Below are 18,000 nucleotides of genomic sequence, written 5' to 3'. Positions count from 1 at the left end.
CGGGTGTCCTGCGTTACGGCAATGGGTTTCGGCGCCGCAGGCGGTACTGCCCGGGCTAGTGTTGAAGAGTGACTGACCGGCCCCAGAACCCTGCACCTATCGATGCCACTGCTGTCTCCTCTACCGAGGGGGAGTCCGAAGCGAAACCGGAGGTCGGCGTCGGGCCTTGGGAAGGCGACTGGCCGGAAGGCGAGCATTGGGACCCGGACCTGCTGGCGGATGGCGACCGCCGCAACGTCGTGGACAAGTTCCGGTACTGGAAGCACGAAGCGATCGTCGCGGACCTGGACGCGCACCGGCACGATTTCCACATTGCCATTGAGAACTGGCAGCACGACCTGAACATCGGCACTGTGGTTCGAACCGCCAATGCGTTCCTCGCCAAGGAGGTCCACATCATCGGACGACGTCGGTGGAACCGTCGCGGGGCCATGGTCACCGACCGCTACCAGCACGTCCGCCACCACCCCACTGTGGAGGATTTCGTCGAGTGGGCGGAGGCGGAAGGGCTTGCCATCATCGGTATCGACATCTTCCCCGATTCCGTGCCGCTCGAAACGTACGAACTTCCGCGCAACTGCGTGCTCGTGTTCGGGCAGGAGGGCCCTGGCTTGACCCCCGAGGTGCACGACGCCGCCGTCGCCACCTTGTCGATCGAGCAGTACGGTTCCACCCGGTCCATGAATGCGGCCTCGGCTGCGGCCATCGCGATGCACGCCTGGATCCGCCGGCACAACTTCGGCCAGCGCGTTTCCTGACGCCGGGTTCCTTCTTTTCGGATCGGCAGGGTCCTGCCTGCCGCTCGGTAGCCCGAGCCGTTGGCAGCGCTTCGCCGTACAATCGGGCATACGGGTGACTGCTCGCGTACGGCAGGGACTTCAGCAGAGCCAAAGGAGCCTTGATGAAACTCATCCCACTGGCGTTGACGGCTGCATCGACTGTAGCCACGGCCGCGGCCGGCTCGGTGGCGGCCGATCCGGAAGGCAGCTGGTACCAGCAGTTGCACAAACCAACCTGGCAGCCCCCGGCCATCGCCTTTCCTTTGGTGTGGACGGCGCTCTACGCCGATCTCGCAGTGAGTTCAGCAGTGGCGTTGGCCAGCGGCGACCTGCCCGGCGCCCCGGGCAGCAAAGCCCGGCGCCAGGAGTTAACCGCCTACCGAGGGGCCTTTGCGGTGAACCTCGTCCTCAATGCCTCCTGGAGTTGGCTCTTCTGGCGTGCCCGACGGCCCTGGCTGGCTGCAGCGGAGTGTGCCGTGCTGACAGCGAGCAGCGCCGACTTGGTGCGGCGAACGTACAAGCTGAACCGCAGCGCCGGTGTGACTCTTGCCCCTTACGCACTCTGGTGCGGATTCGCCACGGCCTTATCGACCGCAATTGCAAAACTCAACCACGAAAAAAACATGGGCTGATCCGGCACCTGAAGTTCCAAAGACGTAGCGCCGAATCCCTTCTGAGCTAAAGGTCCGCAAGTGTTACCCGTCTCCGTGACCGGAAACACGGTGCCGGATTCGAAGTCGCTAGGATGGTGCTTAGCCGTATAGGTCTACTCCAGGGTCAACAAAACCCACAGACGAAAATCAGCATAGGAGTCAGCATGCCCATCGCAACCCCAGAGATTTACTCCGAGATGATCGACCGCGCGAAGGCCGGTGGATACGCGTTCCCGGCAGTGAACGTCACCTCGTCGCAGACCCTGAACGCGGCGATCCGCGGCTTTGCCGAGGCCGAGTCGGACGGCATCATCCAGGTCTCCACCGGTGGTGCGGCGTATTGGTCCGGGGCATCCGTCAAGGACATGGTTGCCGGCTCCCTGGGCTTCGCGGCTTTCGCCCGCGAGGTAGCCAAGAACTACAACGTGAACATCGCCCTGCACACGGACCACTGCCCGCAGGACAAGCTGGCTGATTTCGTCCTCCCGCTGCTGGCTGCTTCCGAGGAAGCCGTCAAGGCCGGCAAGGACCCGATCTTCAACTCGCACATGTGGGACGGCTCGCACGAGACCCTGTCCGAGAACCTGCGGATCGGCCGGGAACTCCTGGAACGCGCAGCTGCGGCCAAGATCATCCTCGAGGTTGAAATCGGCACGGTCGGCGGCGAGGAAGACGGCGTCGAGAACGAGATCAACGAGAAGCTGTACACCACCACCGAAGACGCCCTTGCCACGATCGAGGCGCTCGGCGCCGGCGAGAACGGCCGCTACCTGACCGCACTGACCTTCGGCAACGTCCACGGCGTGTACAAGCCGGGCAACGTCAAGCTCCGCCCCGAACTGCTCAAGCAGATCCAGGCCGAGGTCGGCGCCAAGATCGGCAAGACCAACCCGTTCGACCTCGTCTTCCACGGCGGCTCCGGCTCCACCGAGCAGGAAATCGCGGATGCCGTTTCCTACGGCGTCATCAAGATGAACATCGACACCGACACCCAGTACGCGTTCACCCGCCCGGTTGCCGGGCACATGTTCGCCAACTACGACGGCGTCCTGAAGGTCGACGGCGAAATGGGCAACAAGAAGACGTACGACCCCCGAGTCTGGGGCGCCTCCGCCGAGGCCGGCATGGCTGCCCGCATCGTGGAAGCCGCAAAGCAGCTCGGTTCGGTAGGCAAGACCTTCTAATGTCCGACGAATTCCGCAAGAACCTCATGGGCCCGGAGCCCACGCTCCTGCCTGCCGAGACCGAGGTGTACCAGCACCTTGCCTTGGGACAGGAAGCCCTGGACCTCGTAGCCAAGTACCCCACGTCTTCGTTGCTGTGGGCGATCCTGGCCGAGGAAGCCTGGGCTGACGGCCGGACCATCGACTCCTACGCGTATTCCCGGGTTGGTTACCACCGAGGACTGGATTCGCTGCGCCGCAATGGTTGGCGCGGTGTCGGGCCCATCCCGTGGGAGCACGAGCCCAACCGGGGATTCCTGCGCGCTCTGTACTCTCTCGGCCGGGCATCCGCCGCCATCGGCGAAGCTGAGGAACCGGAACGGATCGAGAAGTTCCTGAACGACTCCGATCCCGCCGCGAAGGCAGCGATCGAAGGCTAGGACTGCTGGGTTAAACGCCGACGGCGGCCGTCCTCCCCACGAGCACCCTGACCTCGCAAGCTCGGTCAGGGAACCCGGCTCGCGTGGGCCCACTCAGGTGGGCGGCCGCCGTCGCGCTTTCCCCGCCCAACTGACTCGCAGTTAATGTCGTTATGAGGCGTCATAACGACAACAAATGCGAGTCAGTTGGGTCGGGCGGGTCCTAGGAGACGGGGGTGAGGCCGGTCCGGGCCATGGCCTCGGCGTAGGCGCCATGGATGAGGTCCAGGTACTCCTGCTGGCGCGTGGGGGAGCCGGCGAACGAGCGTCCACCCAGCGAGCGGACCTTGAACGTCTTGAAGCCGCGGCGGTGGATGCTCTGCGGCGCGGCCTTCATGAGCTGGTCTGCCAAACGATGGGCTTCATTGCCGTGGGCTACCAGCACGGAGGTGCGCGGCACGATCGCCAGAAGGCGCAGGAGCGGCTTGAGGCCTTCGGTGATGTTGGCGGGAGTCAGCTTGCCGGGCTCGCCGTCGGGCTCGATCCACGGGTAAACGTTCCACGGCATCATGAGTTCCGGACGCAGGCCCAACTGCCACTGCATGCCCACCATGCGGGCTGTGGCGTCCGCGTCGCCCGGGACGATGAAGCCCGAGCCCTCAGTGGCGCGGGTGTTGGAGAAAAGGCTGATGATGCGGCACTCGTCAACGCTGTGGGCGGGGTCTACGTAGAGGACTTCGCTACCAGGCTTCTGTTCTTTGAGGGAATCGCAAAGCCCCGTGACCTCGGCGATGTGGGGTTCGAAACGTCGGTTCCAGAGCTGCACTTCGAGTGTTTCAGTCGCCAGGTCTTGCATATGGGCTTGGGTCTCCTACGTGTAGCGAGGCGCACTTATCCGGCCGGGAGCGGTTTGCCGCGACCGGTCGGATTGGGTGCAGTGTTGGGGGCTGGTTAACTCTACCGGAACGGCGGTGAGCTGTGGGGTGAATCGGGACTTCTGTGTTGGGTCTCTCGACGGCGGGAGCCGGATTCCGGCATGAAGCGGCCGTGCGCTAACGGAAACGGCACCGTCCCGATGGATTCGGGACGGTGCCGTTTCGGAAGCGCCTGCTACTGCTTGTTCTCGTTCTGGTCGTCGCTTTCCTTGGTCCGGGAAACCACGGTGCCGTTCGATTCGTTGAGGATGAGCTTCACGTCCCGCCCGTTGTCAAAGTTGAACATCGCGTTGATGGAGCCGGCCTTGGCGTCTGCCGAGGAGTCACCGATCTGGCCGGTGTGCCAGTTGTCCTCGATGAAGCGAAGGATGGATGACTGGTCCGTCTGGGTGTGGTCCACGAAGTTCTTCTTCGCGAAGGGCGAGATCACCACGAGCGGCTGGCGGGGGCCGGGGCCGCAGCGGTCGGCATAGCCTCCGGCCATCGGCACACCCTTGTTGTAGGCGTTGAGGCACCATGCGGCGTCGTCAGTGGTGTTCGAGGAGTTCTTCACACCGGCAGCGACGTGGTCGTACCAGCCGTCCGAGTCGTCGTAGGCGAGGACGACGGCGGTGCTCTCCCAGTTCTTCGAGTTCTGGATGGCGTTCACTTGCTGCGTGATGAACTTCTGCTCATCCAGGGGATCGGAGTAGCCGGCGTGGCCGTCCTGGTAGTTTCCCGCCTTCAGGAAGGACACGGCGGGCATGTTGTCCGAGTTGACCACTTTGGCGAAGTCCGTGGTGTCGTACTGGTGGTTGGCCTGGCCGTTGTGGCCGATCTCGTCCACGCTCGCGGGAGCAAGGTGGTGCGGGTTGGACGTTGACTTGTAGTACTGGAACGGCTGGTGGTGCGGGTTGTAGTCCGTCACCGCGGCACCCGCAATGTTGGTGTGGGTGGTCATGCAGGCTGCCGGGGTGGTGTCCGTGGCCGGCGTCGTCGGGGCGAAGCCGCCCTGGAACCAGCCCCAGCTGACGCCCTTGTCGTTGAGCAGGTCGCCGATGTTCTTGCCCTGCATTCCGGCAAGGTTGTTCTTGCTCGCGTGGCTCTTGTTGGAGCAGTCGTCGTAGACCGGATCCGGGTCTTCCGTCATGGTTCCGACGCCGTTGGCGTCAGGGAACTTGACCGTGTAGTCGCTGCTTGCTGGCTTGACCGGCTGTCCGGCGGCGGTGAACTCCGTGACGCCGTGGGTCTGGCCGGAGACAAGGTTGAGCGCGCCAGGGCTCGACGGGCCGAACACGGTGCTGAAGTGTGAGTCGCTCATGGCGAAGTTCTGGGCGTAGTTCCAGATCCCGGTCACGGTATTGCCGTCGTAGTAGTCCATGGTGAGACCTGGACGGCCAAACTGGCCACCCGAACAGGTGTCCATGCTCGTGTTCTCGACGAACTTGTTCATTAGGCCACCGTTGTAGGCCTTCTGCTCCGCGGTGTATTCGTGGTCCTGGTCGCAAGTAATTGCCTGGCCGGGCGTCAGCCGCTGGGGCTGGACCGAGTTGGGATTGTTAGGTGCCAAAAGCTTGTCGTTGGCGAGGGTGCCGATGTTCTTCGGGGTGTTCTTGGCCGCCGTGAACGCGGGAGCCGCTGCGCCGCTGCCTTGCTGGGTTTCGCCGGCCGTGTTGGCTGCCTGCGGATACGTCGCGAAGTAGTGGTCGAAGGAGACGTTCTCGCCGAAAATCACGACGACGTGCTTGATGGGCGTGCTTGTCCCGTCGTCCTGGCCCTTGGCCGAGGCCGGCGTCATGCCGAACCCGATCATGCCGGCAGCGATCGTGGATGCCGCGAGTGCGCTCACTCCTGCCGTTGACAAGAGACGCTTGTTGCGAAAATTCATGGATTTCCCTTCAGATTCACGGGCAGGTGGGGGTAAGGATTCACAAAGAATGTAGCCGCTCGACTGGGGCCCGGCGGTCGATTTGGCGGCTCAATGCGGACTGTTTGGGAAGAGTTCACATTCTGCTCACAGGGAACCTCGGGTGCTCCATCCCTGTTTTCATGTCGCCCTCCGGCCGTGTGACAACAGGTCCAAGAGCCGCATCGGCTAAACTTGGCTGGTAAGAGCCCCGGAACTCTTGCAGATCCCGCCGGTGAACTTTTGCGAAAGTCTGCGGGCAGGGCCGAAAGATTCGGGGCGTTCTCATGTACGGCGCTGAGCCTTGGTGATCCCGCCAGGACCGGCCCGAAAGAATGGGGGAGGATCCCATGCCAGCTATCGTGATCGTCGGAGCCCAATGGGGCGACGAAGGCAAAGGCAAAGCAACCGACCTGCTCGGTGGCCGCGTTGACTACGTGGTCAAGCCCAACGGCGGAAACAACGCCGGGCACACCGTTGTGGTGGGCGGTGAGAAGTATGAGCTCAAGCTCCTTCCTGCAGGCATTCTGAGCCCGAACGCGATTCCGATCATCGGCAACGGCTGCGTGGTGAACCTTGAAGCGCTGTTCCAGGAGATCGACGGCCTGGAAGCACGGGGCGCTGACACATCCCGTTTGCGCGTCTCGGCCAATGCCCACCTCGTAGCGCCGTACCACCAGGTGCTGGACAAGGTCACGGAGCGCTTCCTCGGCAGCCGCGCCATTGGCACCACAGGTCGGGGCATCGGCCCGGCCTACATGGACAAGGTGGCCCGCCTGGGTATCCGCGTCCAGGATGTCTTCGACGAATCGATCCTCCGCCAGAAGGTGGAAGGCTCGTTGCGCCAGAAGAACGAGCTCCTGGTCAAGGTCTACAACCGCCGCAATGTGGTGGTGGACGAGATCGTGGAGTATTTCCTGTCCTACGCCGAACGCCTGCGGCCGCTGGTCATTGACAGCACCCTGGTCCTCAACAACGCACTGGACGAGGGCAAGGTGGTCCTCATGGAAGGCGGCCAGGCGACGTTCCTGGACGTCGACCACGGCACCTACCCGTTCGTGACATCTTCCAACCCGACCGCGGGCGGCGCGTCTGTTGGTTCGGGCATCGGACCCACCCGGATCTCGCGGTCCATCGGTATCATCAAGGCCTACACCACCCGTGTCGGCGCAGGTCCGTTCCCCACGGAGCTCTTCGACGAGATGGGCATGTACCTACAGAAGACCGGCGGCGAGTTCGGCGTCAACACCGGCCGCCCCCGCCGCTGCGGTTGGTACGACGCCGTCCTGGCCCGCCACGCATCCCGCGTCAACGGCTTCACGGACTACTTCGTCACCAAGCTGGACGTTCTGACGGGCATCGAGCAGATCCCGGTCTGCGTGGCCTACGACGTCGACGGCGTTCGCCACGATGAAATGCCCATGACCCAGACCGAGTTCCACCACGCAGTGCCGATCTTTGAGTACTTCGACGGCTGGACCGAGGACATCACCGGCGCCACGACGCTCGAAGACCTCCCCGAGAACGCCCGCAGATACGTGCTGGCCCTCGAGAAGCTCTCCGGCACGCGCTTCTCCGCGATCGGCGTCGGCCCGGACCGGGACCAGACGATCGTGGTGCACGACCTCATCGAGGACTAGTCACCAAAGCCGAATTACAACGACGGCGGGTCGCCCTTTCAGGGGTGGCCCGCCGTCGTCGTGGGCCTTCCACGTTTATGGTGTAGGGAGGTAGGATACACGCATGTCAACTACCTTGACAGATGTGCTAATCCGCGCGGCAAGAAGTGCTGCAGAGGCTGCTGAAAGTTTTCGTCTGGAGATGCTGGAGGCCTCTGCGCGGCGAGCTGAGGCGGTCTTCGCGCTCTGGGCTGAGGGCATGTCGGTCCGTAAGATCGCAGAGGTCACCGGCGTGAGTCCCTCAGTGAGCCAGCGCCTGCTGGAGAAAGCCAAAGGAAGCCGTCCACGGCTGACCCGCCGCGAGGAGCGGGTGTCCTACGAACTGCACCGGGTCGTTGCCGAGAAGCTGATCAAGGATCCCGAGCCTGCACTCATGAAGGCTCGAACAAACCTGCAAACGATGGCTTTGCGCGCCCGTGATTCGCATATACACGGCTTGGTTGCTGAATGGAAGAAACTGATCGACGGCGGCGACGTCAACCAACTCGTCGACATCATGCTGCGTCCGGACGAACGAGGCATCGACCTCCGGCAGATGACACCATTTACCGGCGTACTGACCCAGGAGGAGCGACTGATCGCTATCCACAAGGCATCCCGTGCGGCGTAGCGAACTCGAACACGCCATCCGCGCGGCCACCGAGATCATCCGGCAGGATGCCGTTATTATCATCGGCAGCCAGGCCATCCTCGCCTCTTTCACGGAGGAAGAACTTCCTGTTGAGACCACGATGTCTGACGAAGTAGACATCGCACCAATGAATGACGACGACACTCAATCGCTTGCTACGGAGTTGGATGCCGCCATCGGCGAGATGTCGTACTTCCATGAGACCCACGGCTTCTACGTCCAAGGCGTCGGTCAGGTCACAGCGGTGCTCCCAGCCGGATGGACAAGCCGCCTGGTCAAAGTCAGCAACGCCAACACTCTCGCGACCGGACCGGGTTGTGCCTGGAGCCCCATGACCTTTGCGTCGCCAAGCTCATCGCTGGCAGGGAGAAGGACCGCCTGTTTGTCGGAGCATTGCTGGAGCATGACTTGGTGAGCTACGAACTCATTGCCGAACGGCTCCTGACTGTCTCGAACGACGACATTCGCAGGGACCGCGCGCTCTCCTGGGTTCGGAGCAAATCCCAATCTTGAACCGGGGCGCGTTCGCGGTCTCTGCTTTCACCTACGTGCCGCCAAGCACCGCGAACGCCTTCGAAAAAACTTTTGGAATCCGCGTAACCCTTTGGGGTGCCTCGACGATTACCTCTTTGAAAGGCCGAGCTGAAATTTGTCCCCCATCAGGTTTCAGCTCGGCCCTTTTCATGTCTGAAGGGGTTTCGTGGATGTGCAGAAAGTCCGGGAAAGGCAAGCCTCCGGAACCGAAGGCTGGTCCTTGGGCTTAGCGGGAGCAGCGGTTAAGCTAGGTGAGGTTGCCCGGCCCTGCGGCGTTTGGGCGGCACCGAGGATCTCGCTTGGATCCGGCCATTCGCTCCCCAACGAAAGCCACGCTTCAGTGACCGACGTCTTGACCGATGCAGCATTGCTGGCCCTTCGCGGCCGGGATGCCGAACTGTTCAGCACCGTATATCAGGCCTTTGCCGGCCAGGTGCTCGGCTACCTGACAGCAAAAGGTGTTTCGGATCCCGAAGCTGTCACGCAGGACGTTTTCCTGGCCGTCCTGCCGCGCGTTGAGACGATCACGGGCGGCGTCAGCGGTCTGCGGACCTTCGTATTCTCGGTGGCCCACGCCCGGATGGTCGATGACCACCGTCGGCAAAGCAGGGCGCCCGAGCACCACGAGTTTGAACCTGAGCGTGACACGCGCCAATCGAGTTCGGCGGAAGCCGAAGCTATGGACCGTGTGGCGCCAGGCGAAGTCATGGCGCTGCTGGATCTCCTTCGGGAAGATCAGCGGGAAGTCCTGACGCTGCGTATCGTTGCCGGTCTGACTGTGGACCAAGCAGCCGAAATCATGGGGAAAAGCCAAGGCGCGGTCAAGCAACTGCAGCGCCGGGCGTTGAATGCACTCCGCGAGCACTCGGTAGTAAAGGAATATGTGGCCCCATGATGCGTTGGGATTGCAAGGACATTGACCGCGACGCGATCAGCCTCGAGCTCATGCTTGAGGCTGGCCTCACGGGCGACCCCGAACTCACGGATTCGTTGAAAGCATTGGAATCGTTTGCGTCCATGCCGGCGCCGGTCCCGGGGCCCGCACTCGCGGCGATGCTCGCCGGCTCGGCGGCGGGTGACTCGACAGACAACCTTCCCCTCGACGAACTCGGCAAGCGGCGTCAGTTGAGCAAGCATCGCCCCGTCGTCATTGGTGCCGCCGTCCTCACCGCCATGGGCCTGGGCGTTGGTGGCGTCGCGGCCGCGAGTGGCGGATTCAGCAAGGGAACCCCGGAATTCATGCAGCTCCTGATCTCCGGCTGGGCGCCCGCTTGGACCACTGCTCCGCCGTCGCTGGTTCCTCCGGCCTCCGCCCAGGACTCCCCGAAAGTCACGACCCACCCGGCTCCCGACGATCTGCCGCCGTCGGCACCCCCAGCGGCAGGCCCTTCGACGGACCCCGCCCAGGTCAGCACCGGCGAGGCGGCGCACGAGCCCTTGGCGCCAGCGGCCGTTCCCGCCCCGGCACGCCAGCCGAGCGACGGACTGCCCGAAGCGCCGAAGGCAGTGCACGCCGAGCCTAAGACCGACACGCAGGGAATCCTCCCGCCGTCCAATATCCCATCCACTCCGACTGCGAAGGACCTCCAAAACGAGGTGCAGCAAGCAGTCGAGAACGCTCCGGACGACGTTTCCCTGAAGCCGGCCGGGACGTCGCTGCGCTGGCTGCTTGGACTGCTGTCCCGCTAGTAGGCTGGAGCTATGACACACGTCAACGATCCGGTGGTCATCGACCGGCTTATGCGAACAAAGGGCCGCTGGGCAATCGTGGGACTCAGCACGAATGAGTGGCGCTCGGCGTTCGAGGTAGCTCTCTACGTTCGCGACACCATGGGCATGGAGATCATCCCGATCAATCAAAAGGGCGAAGACGTTCACGGCGAAACCGGCTACAAGTTCCTTGCCGACGTGCCCTTCGAGAAGCAGCCCATCGACGTCGTCGACTGCTTTGTGAACTCCTCGCGCGTCGGCGGGGTAGTGGACGAAGCGATTGCCGTGGGAGCGAAAGCCGTGTGGCTCCAGCTTGGAGTAATTGACGAGGATGCAGCGGAGCGGGCCAAAGCAGCCGGCCTGGACGTCGTGATGAACGCTTGTCCGGCACAGGTGGGCTGGCGGAGCGGCATCTAGCGTCGTTTTCTGTTAACCGTCCGCTGGTATGTTTCGGGGGAAATCACCTTTTCGAGACCAGGGAATTCCCATGTGTGACGACCACCCCTCCACCGCCAGCCGACGTACCGCGCTTGGTTTCCTCGGGGCTTCCCTCGTGGCCGGGTTGGGGGCATGCGCGCTCCCGGGAAACCCGTCCGCGGAAAGCCCGACGGCGGCTCCCCGCACGGCGGGCCCCTCGCCGTCGTTCTCCGCAAGCACCGCGGTGAGTCCCACACCAAGCCCTGCGGGACCCGGTCGGCTGCGGAACCCCTTCGTCCCGGACTTCACGCTGCCGCCCATCCAAGGTGGACTAGCTCCCGTGATCACCAAGATCCCCACCAAACATCCCGTGGTGTTCCTCACGATCGACGATGGACTGGTCAAGTCCCCGGAAAGCGTGCGGCTCCTCGCGGAGAACGGCTACCCGGCCACACTGTTCCTGACGAGGAACACGGTCCGCGACAACCCTGCATTCTTCAAGACGTTCATGGAGCAGGGGAGTCTGGTTGAGAACCATACGGTCAGCCACAATGTCAACATGACCACGCAATGGGGCTACCAGCGGCAGCTCGACGACATCGCAGGCATGCAGGATTTCGCCGTCCAGCAATACGGCCGCAAGCCCACCCTTTTCAGGCCACCTGGAGGTGCCTATTCGACCGCAATGCGGCAAGCCGTGGCCGCCGCCGGGTTGAAAGCCATCATCACGTGGGAGGCCAAGGCCAATGCCGGGCGCATGGATTACCAGTACGGCAATTCCCTCCGGCCGGGCGACATCGTCCTGATGCACTTCCGCACCGAATTCGCGGCGGACTTCGAGGCATTCCGCTCGGCGCAAGTGGCTGCCGGCCTGGAAGTGGTGCTCCTCGAGGACTTCCTGGACGTTGCGTGAGGCAGTCGGTCCGCTGATCGTCGCACTCCGCTAGTCTCGCTACATGGACGCTGCCACACTCCGCCAAATCTGCCTTGGCTTCCCCGGGACCTATGAAGACTTCCCGTTCGGCCCGGAAACTTCGGTTTTCAAAGTCCGGTCCGCCGTGTCCGGTGGATCCAAGCAGGAAGCCAAGATGTTCGCCGCCTCTGCCATGGACGACCACAACCTGGCAGTAAGCCTCAAATGCGATCCCTCCTTGGCCGTGCAACTTCGCTCGGCCCATCCGGAAATCACCGGCGCCTGGCACATGAACAAGACGCACTGGAACGGCGTGCGCCTGGACGGCGCCCTCCCTGACTCCATGGTCCGGGACATGGTGGAGGACTCCTATGACCTGGTGGTTTCCTCGTTGACCCGCAAGCAGCAGGAGCAACTGGGCTGGGCCCGGCTCGCCAAGGACTGACACGCGGACCCCGTCTGCAGCTTCCGCTAGATTGTGAGTGGACCGCACCTTCCAAGCCTCGAAGCAATCAGGAGGAGACAGATGCTGGAACAAAAGACCCTCGATGAGCTGTGGAATTTTGAGGACCCCGCGTTGTCGGAAGCCCGCTTCCGCGAAGCCATGACCGATCCCGCCTACGATCCCTTTGAGAGGGCCGAGCTCGCCACCCAATTGGGCCGGGCCATCGGCCTGCAGGGCCGCTTCGAGGAAGCGGATGCGCTCCTGGACGGGATCGACGCCGAAGAGGAACCGACCGTTGCGGTGCGGATCCTCCTGGAGCGCGGCCGCCTGCTCAACTCCGCCGGCCACCCTGCCATGGCTGTTCCGCTGTTTGAGCAGGCCGCCGAGATGGGAGACCTTCTGGGCGAAGATTTCCTTGCCGTGGACGCACTTCATATGCTGGCCATCGCGGACTCCGGTCACAAGGAATCATGGACGCGGAGCGCGCTTGAATACGCCTCCGCCGTCGAGGATTCGCGCACCAAACGATGGATGGTTTCACTTCACAACAACATCGGTTGGGCGATGTACGACGACGGGCGGCGCACCGAGGCGATGGTCGAGTTCCAGCTCGCCGAACAGTGGGCTGAGCGGGTAGGAACCGAGCAACAGCAGCAATGGGCGCGCGAGGCCATCGCTCAGTGCGCAAAATCCCTGAATTTACGGGGCTAAAACACCCAAATGACCACTCTGGAACGGAAGGATTGTCAGATCACATTTTGACAAAAGTTGATTGAAACTGCCCCCAAATATTGCTTTTCAATCACTCGTGGTGAAGTATGTCACACGAAGGGCGCGTCGCAGCGGCGGTGCCCGGACCGATCGACTGCCGGCCGAGGAGCCGTCAGGGTTCGGTACTACGAGTCTCTGGAGGGTTTTAGGATGAACGTTCAGCAGCAGTCCTTTGCACGGCGCGGGTTCCTCCGCGGCGCGCTTGCCGCGGCAGTGCTTGTGCCGTTGGCCGGCTCGATGGCCTCCTGCGCAGCCGGTGGCGGCGGAGGAACCACCGGTCCTACAGGGACCGTTTCAGATACCAATCCGTTCGGTATGGCGGACAAGTCCACCGTTGACGCCGTGATTTTCAAGGGCGGGTATGGAATCGACTACGTTGACTTCGCGGGGAAGGGCTTTGAAAGCGCACATTCAGGTTCCACTGCCAAGATTTCACCGTCCACGGACATCGCGCAGGAACTCCAGCCGCGATTCGTCGGAGGCAACCCGCCGGACCTGATCGACAACTCTGGCGCCAAGGCAATCGGCTTCAGCACGATCCTGGCCCAGCTCGAAGACCTCACCAGTGTGGTCGAGGCCAAGAACCTCGAAGGCAAGGTCATCAAGGACACCCTCTACGCTGGAGTGCTCGCCCCGGGTACTTTCAATGGCAAGCTGGCGGCCCTGAACTACGTGCTGACTGTTTACGCCATGTGGTACTCGGATTCATTCCTCAAGGACAACGGCTGGACCGTGCCGAAGACCTGGGATGACATGTACACCCTTGGCGAGCAGGCCAAGGCCAAAGGCAAGTACCTGTTCGTCTGGGGCAAGGAAGCAGCCACCTACTACCAGGAAATGGCTATCGCCTCCGCCATCAAGGAAGGCGGCAACGACGTTCGCCTTGGCCTCGAAAACCTGAAGGCGGACGCGTGGTCCCACCCGGCCATCCAGAGCGTCTTCACCGCCTTGGACAAGATCGTCAAGGCGGGCCACTTCAAGCCAGGTGGCTCGGGTACGCAGTTCACCGCAGCCCAGGCGCAGTGGAGCAACGCCCAGGAAGCCGTGTTCTACCCGTCCGGATCGTGGATCGAAAACGAGATGAAGGACCAGACCAAGTCCGGATTCAAGATGACCGGCGTTCCTGTTCCTACCGTGACCTCGGGATCCAAACTTCCTTACGAGGCCATGCACAGCGCTTCCGGCGAGCCCTTCGTTGTTCCCTCCCAGGGCAAAAACGTTGCTGGCGGCAAGGAATTGCTGCGTGTCATGCTGTCCAAGGATGCTGCCACCAACTTCGCCAAGACCAAGCTGGCCCCCACCATCGTCAAGGACACCGTTCCCGCCGATGGCTTCGGTTCCACCGCCCTGGTTTCCCAGACCAAGCTGCTCAGCGATGCTGGATCGAACATCTTCACGTGGAACTTTGTTGACCTCTACGGGATGAACAAGGACCAGCTGGTTGTGTGGAACACGTTCCTCGATGGAAAGTCCGATGTCGCTACGCTGACGTCGGACCTGCAGAAGATTACCGACAAGGTCCGCAACGACAGCTCGGTCACGAAGATTGAAGTGAAGTGACACTAATGAAAACCCGAACGAGCCGGAACGACGGCGGCCTCACTGCCGTCGTTCCGGAGAGTGCTCCACCGGTGGTCAAGCGGCGGCGCAAGCCCCTGACGTTCGACAAGATCAGCTTCTTTGTGGTCTTCCTTGGCGTACCGCTGGCCATCTACCTCCTGTTTGTGATCTGGCCATTCATCCAGGCCTTCGGCTACTCCCTGACCGACTGGTCGGGGTTCTCACCCAAGCAAAACTTCATTGGCCTTCAGAACTACCAGAAGCTCTTTACGGATGACATCTTCATGAAGGCCATGGGGAACAACATCCTGTTGGTCATCTTCCTGCCCATCATTACCATCGTCCTCAGCCTTGTACTGGCCACCTTGGTAACCGTGGGGGGCAGCAGCAAAGGCCAGATCAAGGGCTTGCGCAACTCCAGCTTCTACCGGGTTGTCTCCTTCTTCCCCTACACGATTCCCGCAATTGCCATCGGCATCATGTGGGGCCAGATCTACGATCCTTCCGGAGGCCTGCTGAACGGCATCCTCACATCCTTGGGCATGGACCAGTTCAAGTCCTACGCCTGGCTCGGCGACAAGAACACCGCCATGATCGCAACGATGTTCGTGATCGTGTGGGGCTTCATCGGCTTCTACATGGTGCTGTTCGTCGCGGGCATCAAGGGGATCCCTGCCGAGCTGTTTGAGGCGGCCAGGATTGACGGGGCCGGGCGTTTCCGCACTGCCGTGTCCATCACTATTCCGCTGATCCGGGACAACATCCAGACTGCCTACATCTATATGGGAATCCTGGCGCTGGACGCCTTCGTCTACATGGCCGCCCTGAACTCCGGCGGTGGCCCGGACAACTCCACTTTGGTGATGTCCCAGCAGCTCTTCTTCACCGCTTTCACCAAGGGCCAGTTCGGCCTGGCCAGCGCCATGGGCGTTGTGCTCGCCGTAGCCACCCTGATCTTCTCCGGCCTCGTGTTCCTGGTTAACAGGCTCAGTGGTGGCGACAAGGATGTGTCCCTCTGATGACTACAAAAATTGCCAGCCAGGAAATGAAGTCCCTGCACTTCAACCCCCGCAAGCCGGCCATGACCAAGGGAGACAGACTGGTGGGCGCCGTTTCGCATACGGCCCTCAGTATCTGGTCTCTCATCGTGATCCTGCCACTGCTGTGGACTTTCATGTCCTCCTTCAAGACATCGAGCGAGATCTTCGCCTCGCCGTTCGCCTTGCCCTCGCAGTGGCGTTTCGACAACTACGTCCGGGCGTGGACCGAGGCTGGAATCGGGAGCTACTTCCTCAACTCGGTGATCGTCGTCGGATCCGCTTTGGTGATTGTCATGGTGCTCGGCGCCATGTGTGCCTATGTCCTGGGGCGTTATGTCTTCTTCGGCAGCAAAGCGATCTACTACCTCATGCTTGCCGGGCTCACCTTCCCGATCTTCCTCGCCATGGTGCCGTTGTTCTTCGTCATGCGGAACATCGGCTTACTCAATACCTTGCCGGGCCTCATCCTGGTGTACGTCGGCTTCGCGCTTCCGTTCACCGTGTTCTTCCTTTTCTCCTTCTTCAAGTCGCTCCCCCACGAAATCACGGAGGCGGCTGCCTTGGACGGAGCAGGCGAGTGGCGGACGTTCTTCCAGGTCATGTTGCCGATGGCCAAGCCGGGACTCGCCTCCGTGGCCATCTTCAACTTCCTGGGCCTGTGGAACCAGTTCCTGATTCCGGTGGCGATCAACGCGGCAGGGCCCCGCGTACTCTCCCAGGGGCTCGCCGCCTTCGCTGGTCAGATGGGCTATGCCGTGGACTTCGGTGCTCTCTTCGCTGCCGTCACGGTCACCGTGGTTCCGGTGCTGATCGTCTACATCATCTTCCAGCGCCAGCTTCAAGGATCCGTGTCGCAAGGCACATCCAAGTAGCACGGCCCAGCTAAATAAGCGCCCGACGGCGGTTCTCACCTTTGGTGCGGGCCGCCGTCAGAGCCGCTGGTAGCGGGATCGGAACAAGGAGTAGATACCGTAGGCCATGAGTCCGAGGCTGACGAACCCCAGCACCCATCCGCCAAAGGGTTGTTTCAGGAAGGCCTTGAGTGCCGAGTCGAGGCCGCCTTGTTGGGAAGGGTCGTGCGCCGCTGTGGCAATCAGGATGAGCAAGCCGACGGCGCCGAGCGCCACTCCTTTTGCGCAATAGCCCACCACGCCCAGCACCGTGAACGCATCTCCCAGGAGTCCGGACGGTTTTCCCCTCAGGTTCTTTTCGTACTTGCGAGTGATCCCCAGGAAAATGTACGTGCCTGCGGCTGCCAGCAGCGCCACCCCGATGATCACCAGGAGGACGGTGCCGGGAGTGCTGGACATGAGGTCTGCACTGGTCGTACGGGATTTCTCGCTGCTGCTGCTTGGACGGCTGAGCGCAAAACTGCCGAAGGTCACCGCGGCCACAGCGAAGACAATCGCCTGTCCGGCTGCCTTGAGCCGGTTCATCCAAGGCTTCGAGCTCCCACCCCCGCTCCACCCCATCACGGCGTCGCTTGCCATGTAGAGCGCGAGGACACCGCAGGCGATCAGCCCCGCCCACAAAAGGACGACGCCGCCAGGCGTGGCAGCCATCTGGCCGACCGCACCGCTTTGGTCGGCTTGGCCGGATGCGCCCAGCGCAATCCCCAGGGCGATGATCCCGATCAGGAGGTGTATCAGCCCTAAGGCCACGAAGCCGGCCCGCGCCACCACCCGGACGGTCCGTGAATCCTTGGCGTCGTCTACGGCGTCTTCCACCGAGTCGGCGCCCCGGGAAACTGCGTTGCCGGCCTTGTTTGTATGATCGTCCGCGCCCATGGAGCTCCTTCGGTCTGTCCTCATCTTGCCACCGCGGGCTCCGAAGGGGGAGGGCGTGCCACTACTGGATACGATGGGCGCATGTGGATCGCGTGGATCGAATTCGACATCCTCCTCGGCGAGGTGCACAGCCTGAAGGAGAAACGCTCCCTCGTGCGCCCGCTGCTCGCCGAATTGAAACGGCGCTTCGAGGTCTCTGCCGCCGAGACCGGGCACTTGGTCCAGCATCGCCGTGCCCTCATCGGCGCGGGCGCAGTGGCAGCAGACCGTGCGCATCTCGTGGAGGTGCTCGACGCCGTCGAACGCTTCGTTGCCGCGCGCCCCGAACTGGAGCTCCTGAGCGCCCGACGCCGGGACCTCCACAGCGAAGACTGACCCCTTTTCGCATCGATTGCTGAGCAGACGTCGTTTTGAAGGCCCAAAACGACAATTCTGGAGCAATGGATGGGGGCTGTGGATAACTTCTGCGAGGGTGCGCTGTTTTCTGTTCTGATGGGGCCATGAAAACTCCGCGTCGCCTTCCGTTGAGCCTGGAGAGCCGGCCGTTCACTATCTCCGAAGCGGCCCGGGAGGGCGTCAGTCCTGGGCGTCTCCGGCACGGCTCTCTGAAGAGACTCGGCAGGGGGATTCGCTCGGAAAGCCCGACGGCGGAGCTCCCCTTGTGCGTCCGCGTGCGCCC

General features: G+C 62.5%; 20 protein-coding genes. 17 read left to right on the top strand and 3 right to left on the bottom strand.

From position 1 onward, the window contains the following. Positions 1-68: 68 nt before the first annotated feature. From AB4Z38_RS15310 to AB4Z38_RS15295, 4 genes are all read left to right on the top strand, one after another. Positions 69-758, top strand: coding sequence for a TrmH family RNA methyltransferase (locus AB4Z38_RS15310; protein ID WP_441430491.1), 690 nt, complete (start codon positions 69-71; stop codon positions 756-758). Between the two features lie 143 nt (positions 759-901). Then, positions 902-1,411 (top strand): TspO/MBR family protein, encoded by a 510-nt coding sequence (locus AB4Z38_RS15305; RefSeq protein WP_441430490.1) that lies wholly within the window; start codon positions 902-904, stop codon positions 1,409-1,411. Between the two features lie 113 nt (positions 1,412-1,524). After that, positions 1,525-2,616 (top strand): class II fructose-bisphosphate aldolase, encoded by a 1,092-nt coding sequence (fbaA, locus tag AB4Z38_RS15300; RefSeq protein ID WP_441430489.1) that lies wholly within the window; start codon positions 1,525-1,527, stop codon positions 2,614-2,616. Further along, positions 2,616-3,035, top strand: a complete 420-nt coding sequence (locus AB4Z38_RS15295; RefSeq protein WP_059388503.1) for a DUF3151 domain-containing protein — start codon at positions 2,616-2,618, stop codon at positions 3,033-3,035. The genes fbaA and AB4Z38_RS15295 overlap by 1 nt, the downstream gene beginning before the upstream one ends. A 202-nt stretch (positions 3,036-3,237) precedes the next feature. On the opposite strand, the gene AB4Z38_RS15290 is transcribed toward AB4Z38_RS15295, so the two are convergent. Both AB4Z38_RS15290 and AB4Z38_RS15285 read right to left on the bottom strand, forming a co-directional pair. Continuing rightward, positions 3,238-3,870, bottom strand: coding sequence for a uracil-DNA glycosylase (locus AB4Z38_RS15290; RefSeq protein ID WP_441430488.1), 633 nt, complete (start codon positions 3,868-3,870; stop codon positions 3,238-3,240). Positions 3,871-4,124: 254 nt separating this feature from the next. Then, positions 4,125-5,816 (bottom strand): phospholipase C, encoded by a 1,692-nt coding sequence (locus AB4Z38_RS15285; RefSeq protein ID WP_441430487.1) that lies wholly within the window; start codon positions 5,814-5,816, stop codon positions 4,125-4,127. Between the two features lie 368 nt (positions 5,817-6,184). Here AB4Z38_RS15285 and AB4Z38_RS15280 point away from each other — a divergent pair, with 368 nt between their 5' ends. From AB4Z38_RS15280 to AB4Z38_RS15225, 12 genes are all read left to right on the top strand, one after another. Beyond that, positions 6,185-7,474 carry an adenylosuccinate synthase gene (locus tag AB4Z38_RS15280; protein ID WP_441430486.1) on the top strand — a complete coding sequence of 430 codons (1,290 nt, stop codon included), beginning with the start codon at positions 6,185-6,187 and terminating at the stop codon, positions 7,472-7,474. A gap of 103 nt (positions 7,475-7,577) precedes the next feature. After that, a complete protein-coding gene (locus tag AB4Z38_RS15275; RefSeq protein ID WP_441430485.1) occupies positions 7,578-8,123 on the top strand; it encodes a hypothetical protein in 546 nt (181 codons plus the stop codon). Continuing rightward, positions 8,113-8,559 (top strand): hypothetical protein, encoded by a 447-nt coding sequence (locus tag AB4Z38_RS15270; protein ID WP_441430484.1) that lies wholly within the window; start codon positions 8,113-8,115, stop codon positions 8,557-8,559. The genes AB4Z38_RS15275 and AB4Z38_RS15270 overlap by 11 nt, the downstream gene beginning before the upstream one ends. Positions 8,560-9,018: 459 nt before the next feature. Then, positions 9,019-9,573 carry an RNA polymerase sigma factor gene (locus AB4Z38_RS15265; protein WP_441430483.1) on the top strand — a complete coding sequence of 185 codons (555 nt, stop codon included), beginning with the start codon at positions 9,019-9,021 and terminating at the stop codon, positions 9,571-9,573. Continuing rightward, complete coding sequence (locus AB4Z38_RS15260; protein WP_441430482.1) at positions 9,570-10,367, top strand: hypothetical protein; 798 nt, start codon at positions 9,570-9,572, stop codon at positions 10,365-10,367. Before AB4Z38_RS15265 ends, AB4Z38_RS15260 begins: the two co-directional genes overlap by 4 nt. A gap of 12 nt (positions 10,368-10,379) precedes the next feature. Next, positions 10,380-10,805 carry a CoA-binding protein gene (locus AB4Z38_RS15255; protein ID WP_441430481.1) on the top strand — a complete coding sequence of 142 codons (426 nt, stop codon included), beginning with the start codon at positions 10,380-10,382 and terminating at the stop codon, positions 10,803-10,805. Positions 10,806-10,875: 70 nt separating this feature from the next. Then, positions 10,876-11,718, top strand: a complete 843-nt coding sequence (locus tag AB4Z38_RS15250; RefSeq protein WP_441430480.1) for a polysaccharide deacetylase family protein — start codon at positions 10,876-10,878, stop codon at positions 11,716-11,718. Between the two features lie 43 nt (positions 11,719-11,761). After that, the gene (locus AB4Z38_RS15245) at positions 11,762-12,163 is read left to right on the top strand and encodes an MmcQ/YjbR family DNA-binding protein (RefSeq protein WP_441430479.1); all 402 of its coding nucleotides are present in this window, start codon (positions 11,762-11,764) and stop codon (positions 12,161-12,163) included. Positions 12,164-12,244: 81 nt separating this feature from the next. After that, positions 12,245-12,874, top strand: a complete 630-nt coding sequence (locus AB4Z38_RS15240) for a hypothetical protein (RefSeq protein ID WP_441430478.1) — start codon at positions 12,245-12,247, stop codon at positions 12,872-12,874. 210 nt (positions 12,875-13,084) lie between these two features. Continuing rightward, positions 13,085-14,494 carry an N-acetylglucosamine/diacetylchitobiose ABC transporter substrate-binding protein gene (gene ngcE / locus AB4Z38_RS15235; RefSeq protein ID WP_441430477.1) on the top strand — a complete coding sequence of 470 codons (1,410 nt, stop codon included), beginning with the start codon at positions 13,085-13,087 and terminating at the stop codon, positions 14,492-14,494. Between the two features lie 5 nt (positions 14,495-14,499). Further along, complete coding sequence (locus tag AB4Z38_RS15230) at positions 14,500-15,513, top strand: carbohydrate ABC transporter permease (RefSeq protein ID WP_441430476.1); 1,014 nt, start codon at positions 14,500-14,502, stop codon at positions 15,511-15,513. Then, positions 15,513-16,406, top strand: coding sequence for a carbohydrate ABC transporter permease (locus AB4Z38_RS15225; protein ID WP_441430475.1), 894 nt, complete (start codon positions 15,513-15,515; stop codon positions 16,404-16,406). The genes AB4Z38_RS15230 and AB4Z38_RS15225 overlap by 1 nt, the downstream gene beginning before the upstream one ends. Positions 16,407-16,463: 57 nt before the next feature. Here the strand turns inward: AB4Z38_RS15225 and AB4Z38_RS15220 are convergent, their stop codons facing one another. After that, entirely contained in the window at positions 16,464-17,321 is an 858-nt protein-coding gene (locus AB4Z38_RS15220; protein ID WP_441430474.1) for a DUF1206 domain-containing protein, read from the bottom strand. An 81-nt stretch (positions 17,322-17,402) separates the two neighbouring features. Here AB4Z38_RS15220 and AB4Z38_RS15215 point away from each other — a divergent pair, with 81 nt between their 5' ends. Further along, complete coding sequence (locus tag AB4Z38_RS15215) at positions 17,403-17,696, top strand: DUF503 domain-containing protein (RefSeq protein ID WP_441430473.1); 294 nt, start codon at positions 17,403-17,405, stop codon at positions 17,694-17,696. The last annotated feature ends 304 nt before the right edge of the window (positions 17,697-18,000 follow it).

This window comes from Arthrobacter sp. 2RAF6 (assembly GCF_052115205.1).
Classification (GTDB): domain Bacteria; phylum Actinomycetota; class Actinomycetes; order Actinomycetales; family Micrococcaceae; genus Arthrobacter.
The sequence above is the reverse complement of the archived record's forward strand: the minus strand, read 5'-3'. Positions and strand labels throughout refer to the sequence as shown.

Coding starts and splice junctions, on each gene's coding strand:
- AB4Z38_RS15305 (WP_441430490.1), top strand. CDS start 902: ATGAAACTCATCCCACTGGCGTTGACGGCTGCATCGACTGTAGCCACG.
- fbaA (WP_441430489.1), top strand. CDS start 1,525: ATGGTGCTTAGCCGTATAGGTCTACTCCAGGGTCAACAAAACCCACAG.
- AB4Z38_RS15295 (WP_059388503.1), top strand. CDS start 2,616: ATGTCCGACGAATTCCGCAAGAACCTCATGGGCCCGGAGCCCACGCTC.
- AB4Z38_RS15290 (WP_441430488.1), bottom strand. CDS start 3,870: ATGCAAGACCTGGCGACTGAAACACTCGAAGTGCAGCTCTGGAACCGA.
- AB4Z38_RS15285 (WP_441430487.1), bottom strand. CDS start 5,816: ATGAATTTTCGCAACAAGCGTCTCTTGTCAACGGCAGGAGTGAGCGCA.
- AB4Z38_RS15280 (WP_441430486.1), top strand. CDS start 6,185: ATGCCAGCTATCGTGATCGTCGGAGCCCAATGGGGCGACGAAGGCAAA.
- AB4Z38_RS15275 (WP_441430485.1), top strand. CDS start 7,578: ATGTCAACTACCTTGACAGATGTGCTAATCCGCGCGGCAAGAAGTGCT.
- AB4Z38_RS15260 (WP_441430482.1), top strand. CDS start 9,570: ATGATGCGTTGGGATTGCAAGGACATTGACCGCGACGCGATCAGCCTC.
- AB4Z38_RS15255 (WP_441430481.1), top strand. CDS start 10,380: ATGACACACGTCAACGATCCGGTGGTCATCGACCGGCTTATGCGAACA.
- AB4Z38_RS15250 (WP_441430480.1), top strand. CDS start 10,876: ATGTGTGACGACCACCCCTCCACCGCCAGCCGACGTACCGCGCTTGGT.
- AB4Z38_RS15245 (WP_441430479.1), top strand. CDS start 11,762: ATGGACGCTGCCACACTCCGCCAAATCTGCCTTGGCTTCCCCGGGACC.
- AB4Z38_RS15240 (WP_441430478.1), top strand. CDS start 12,245: ATGCTGGAACAAAAGACCCTCGATGAGCTGTGGAATTTTGAGGACCCC.
- ngcE (WP_441430477.1), top strand. CDS start 13,085: ATGAACGTTCAGCAGCAGTCCTTTGCACGGCGCGGGTTCCTCCGCGGC.
- AB4Z38_RS15230 (WP_441430476.1), top strand. CDS start 14,500: ATGAAAACCCGAACGAGCCGGAACGACGGCGGCCTCACTGCCGTCGTT.
- AB4Z38_RS15225 (WP_441430475.1), top strand. CDS start 15,513: ATGACTACAAAAATTGCCAGCCAGGAAATGAAGTCCCTGCACTTCAAC.
- AB4Z38_RS15220 (WP_441430474.1), bottom strand. CDS start 17,321: ATGGGCGCGGACGATCATACAAACAAGGCCGGCAACGCAGTTTCCCGG.
- AB4Z38_RS15215 (WP_441430473.1), top strand. CDS start 17,403: ATGTGGATCGCGTGGATCGAATTCGACATCCTCCTCGGCGAGGTGCAC.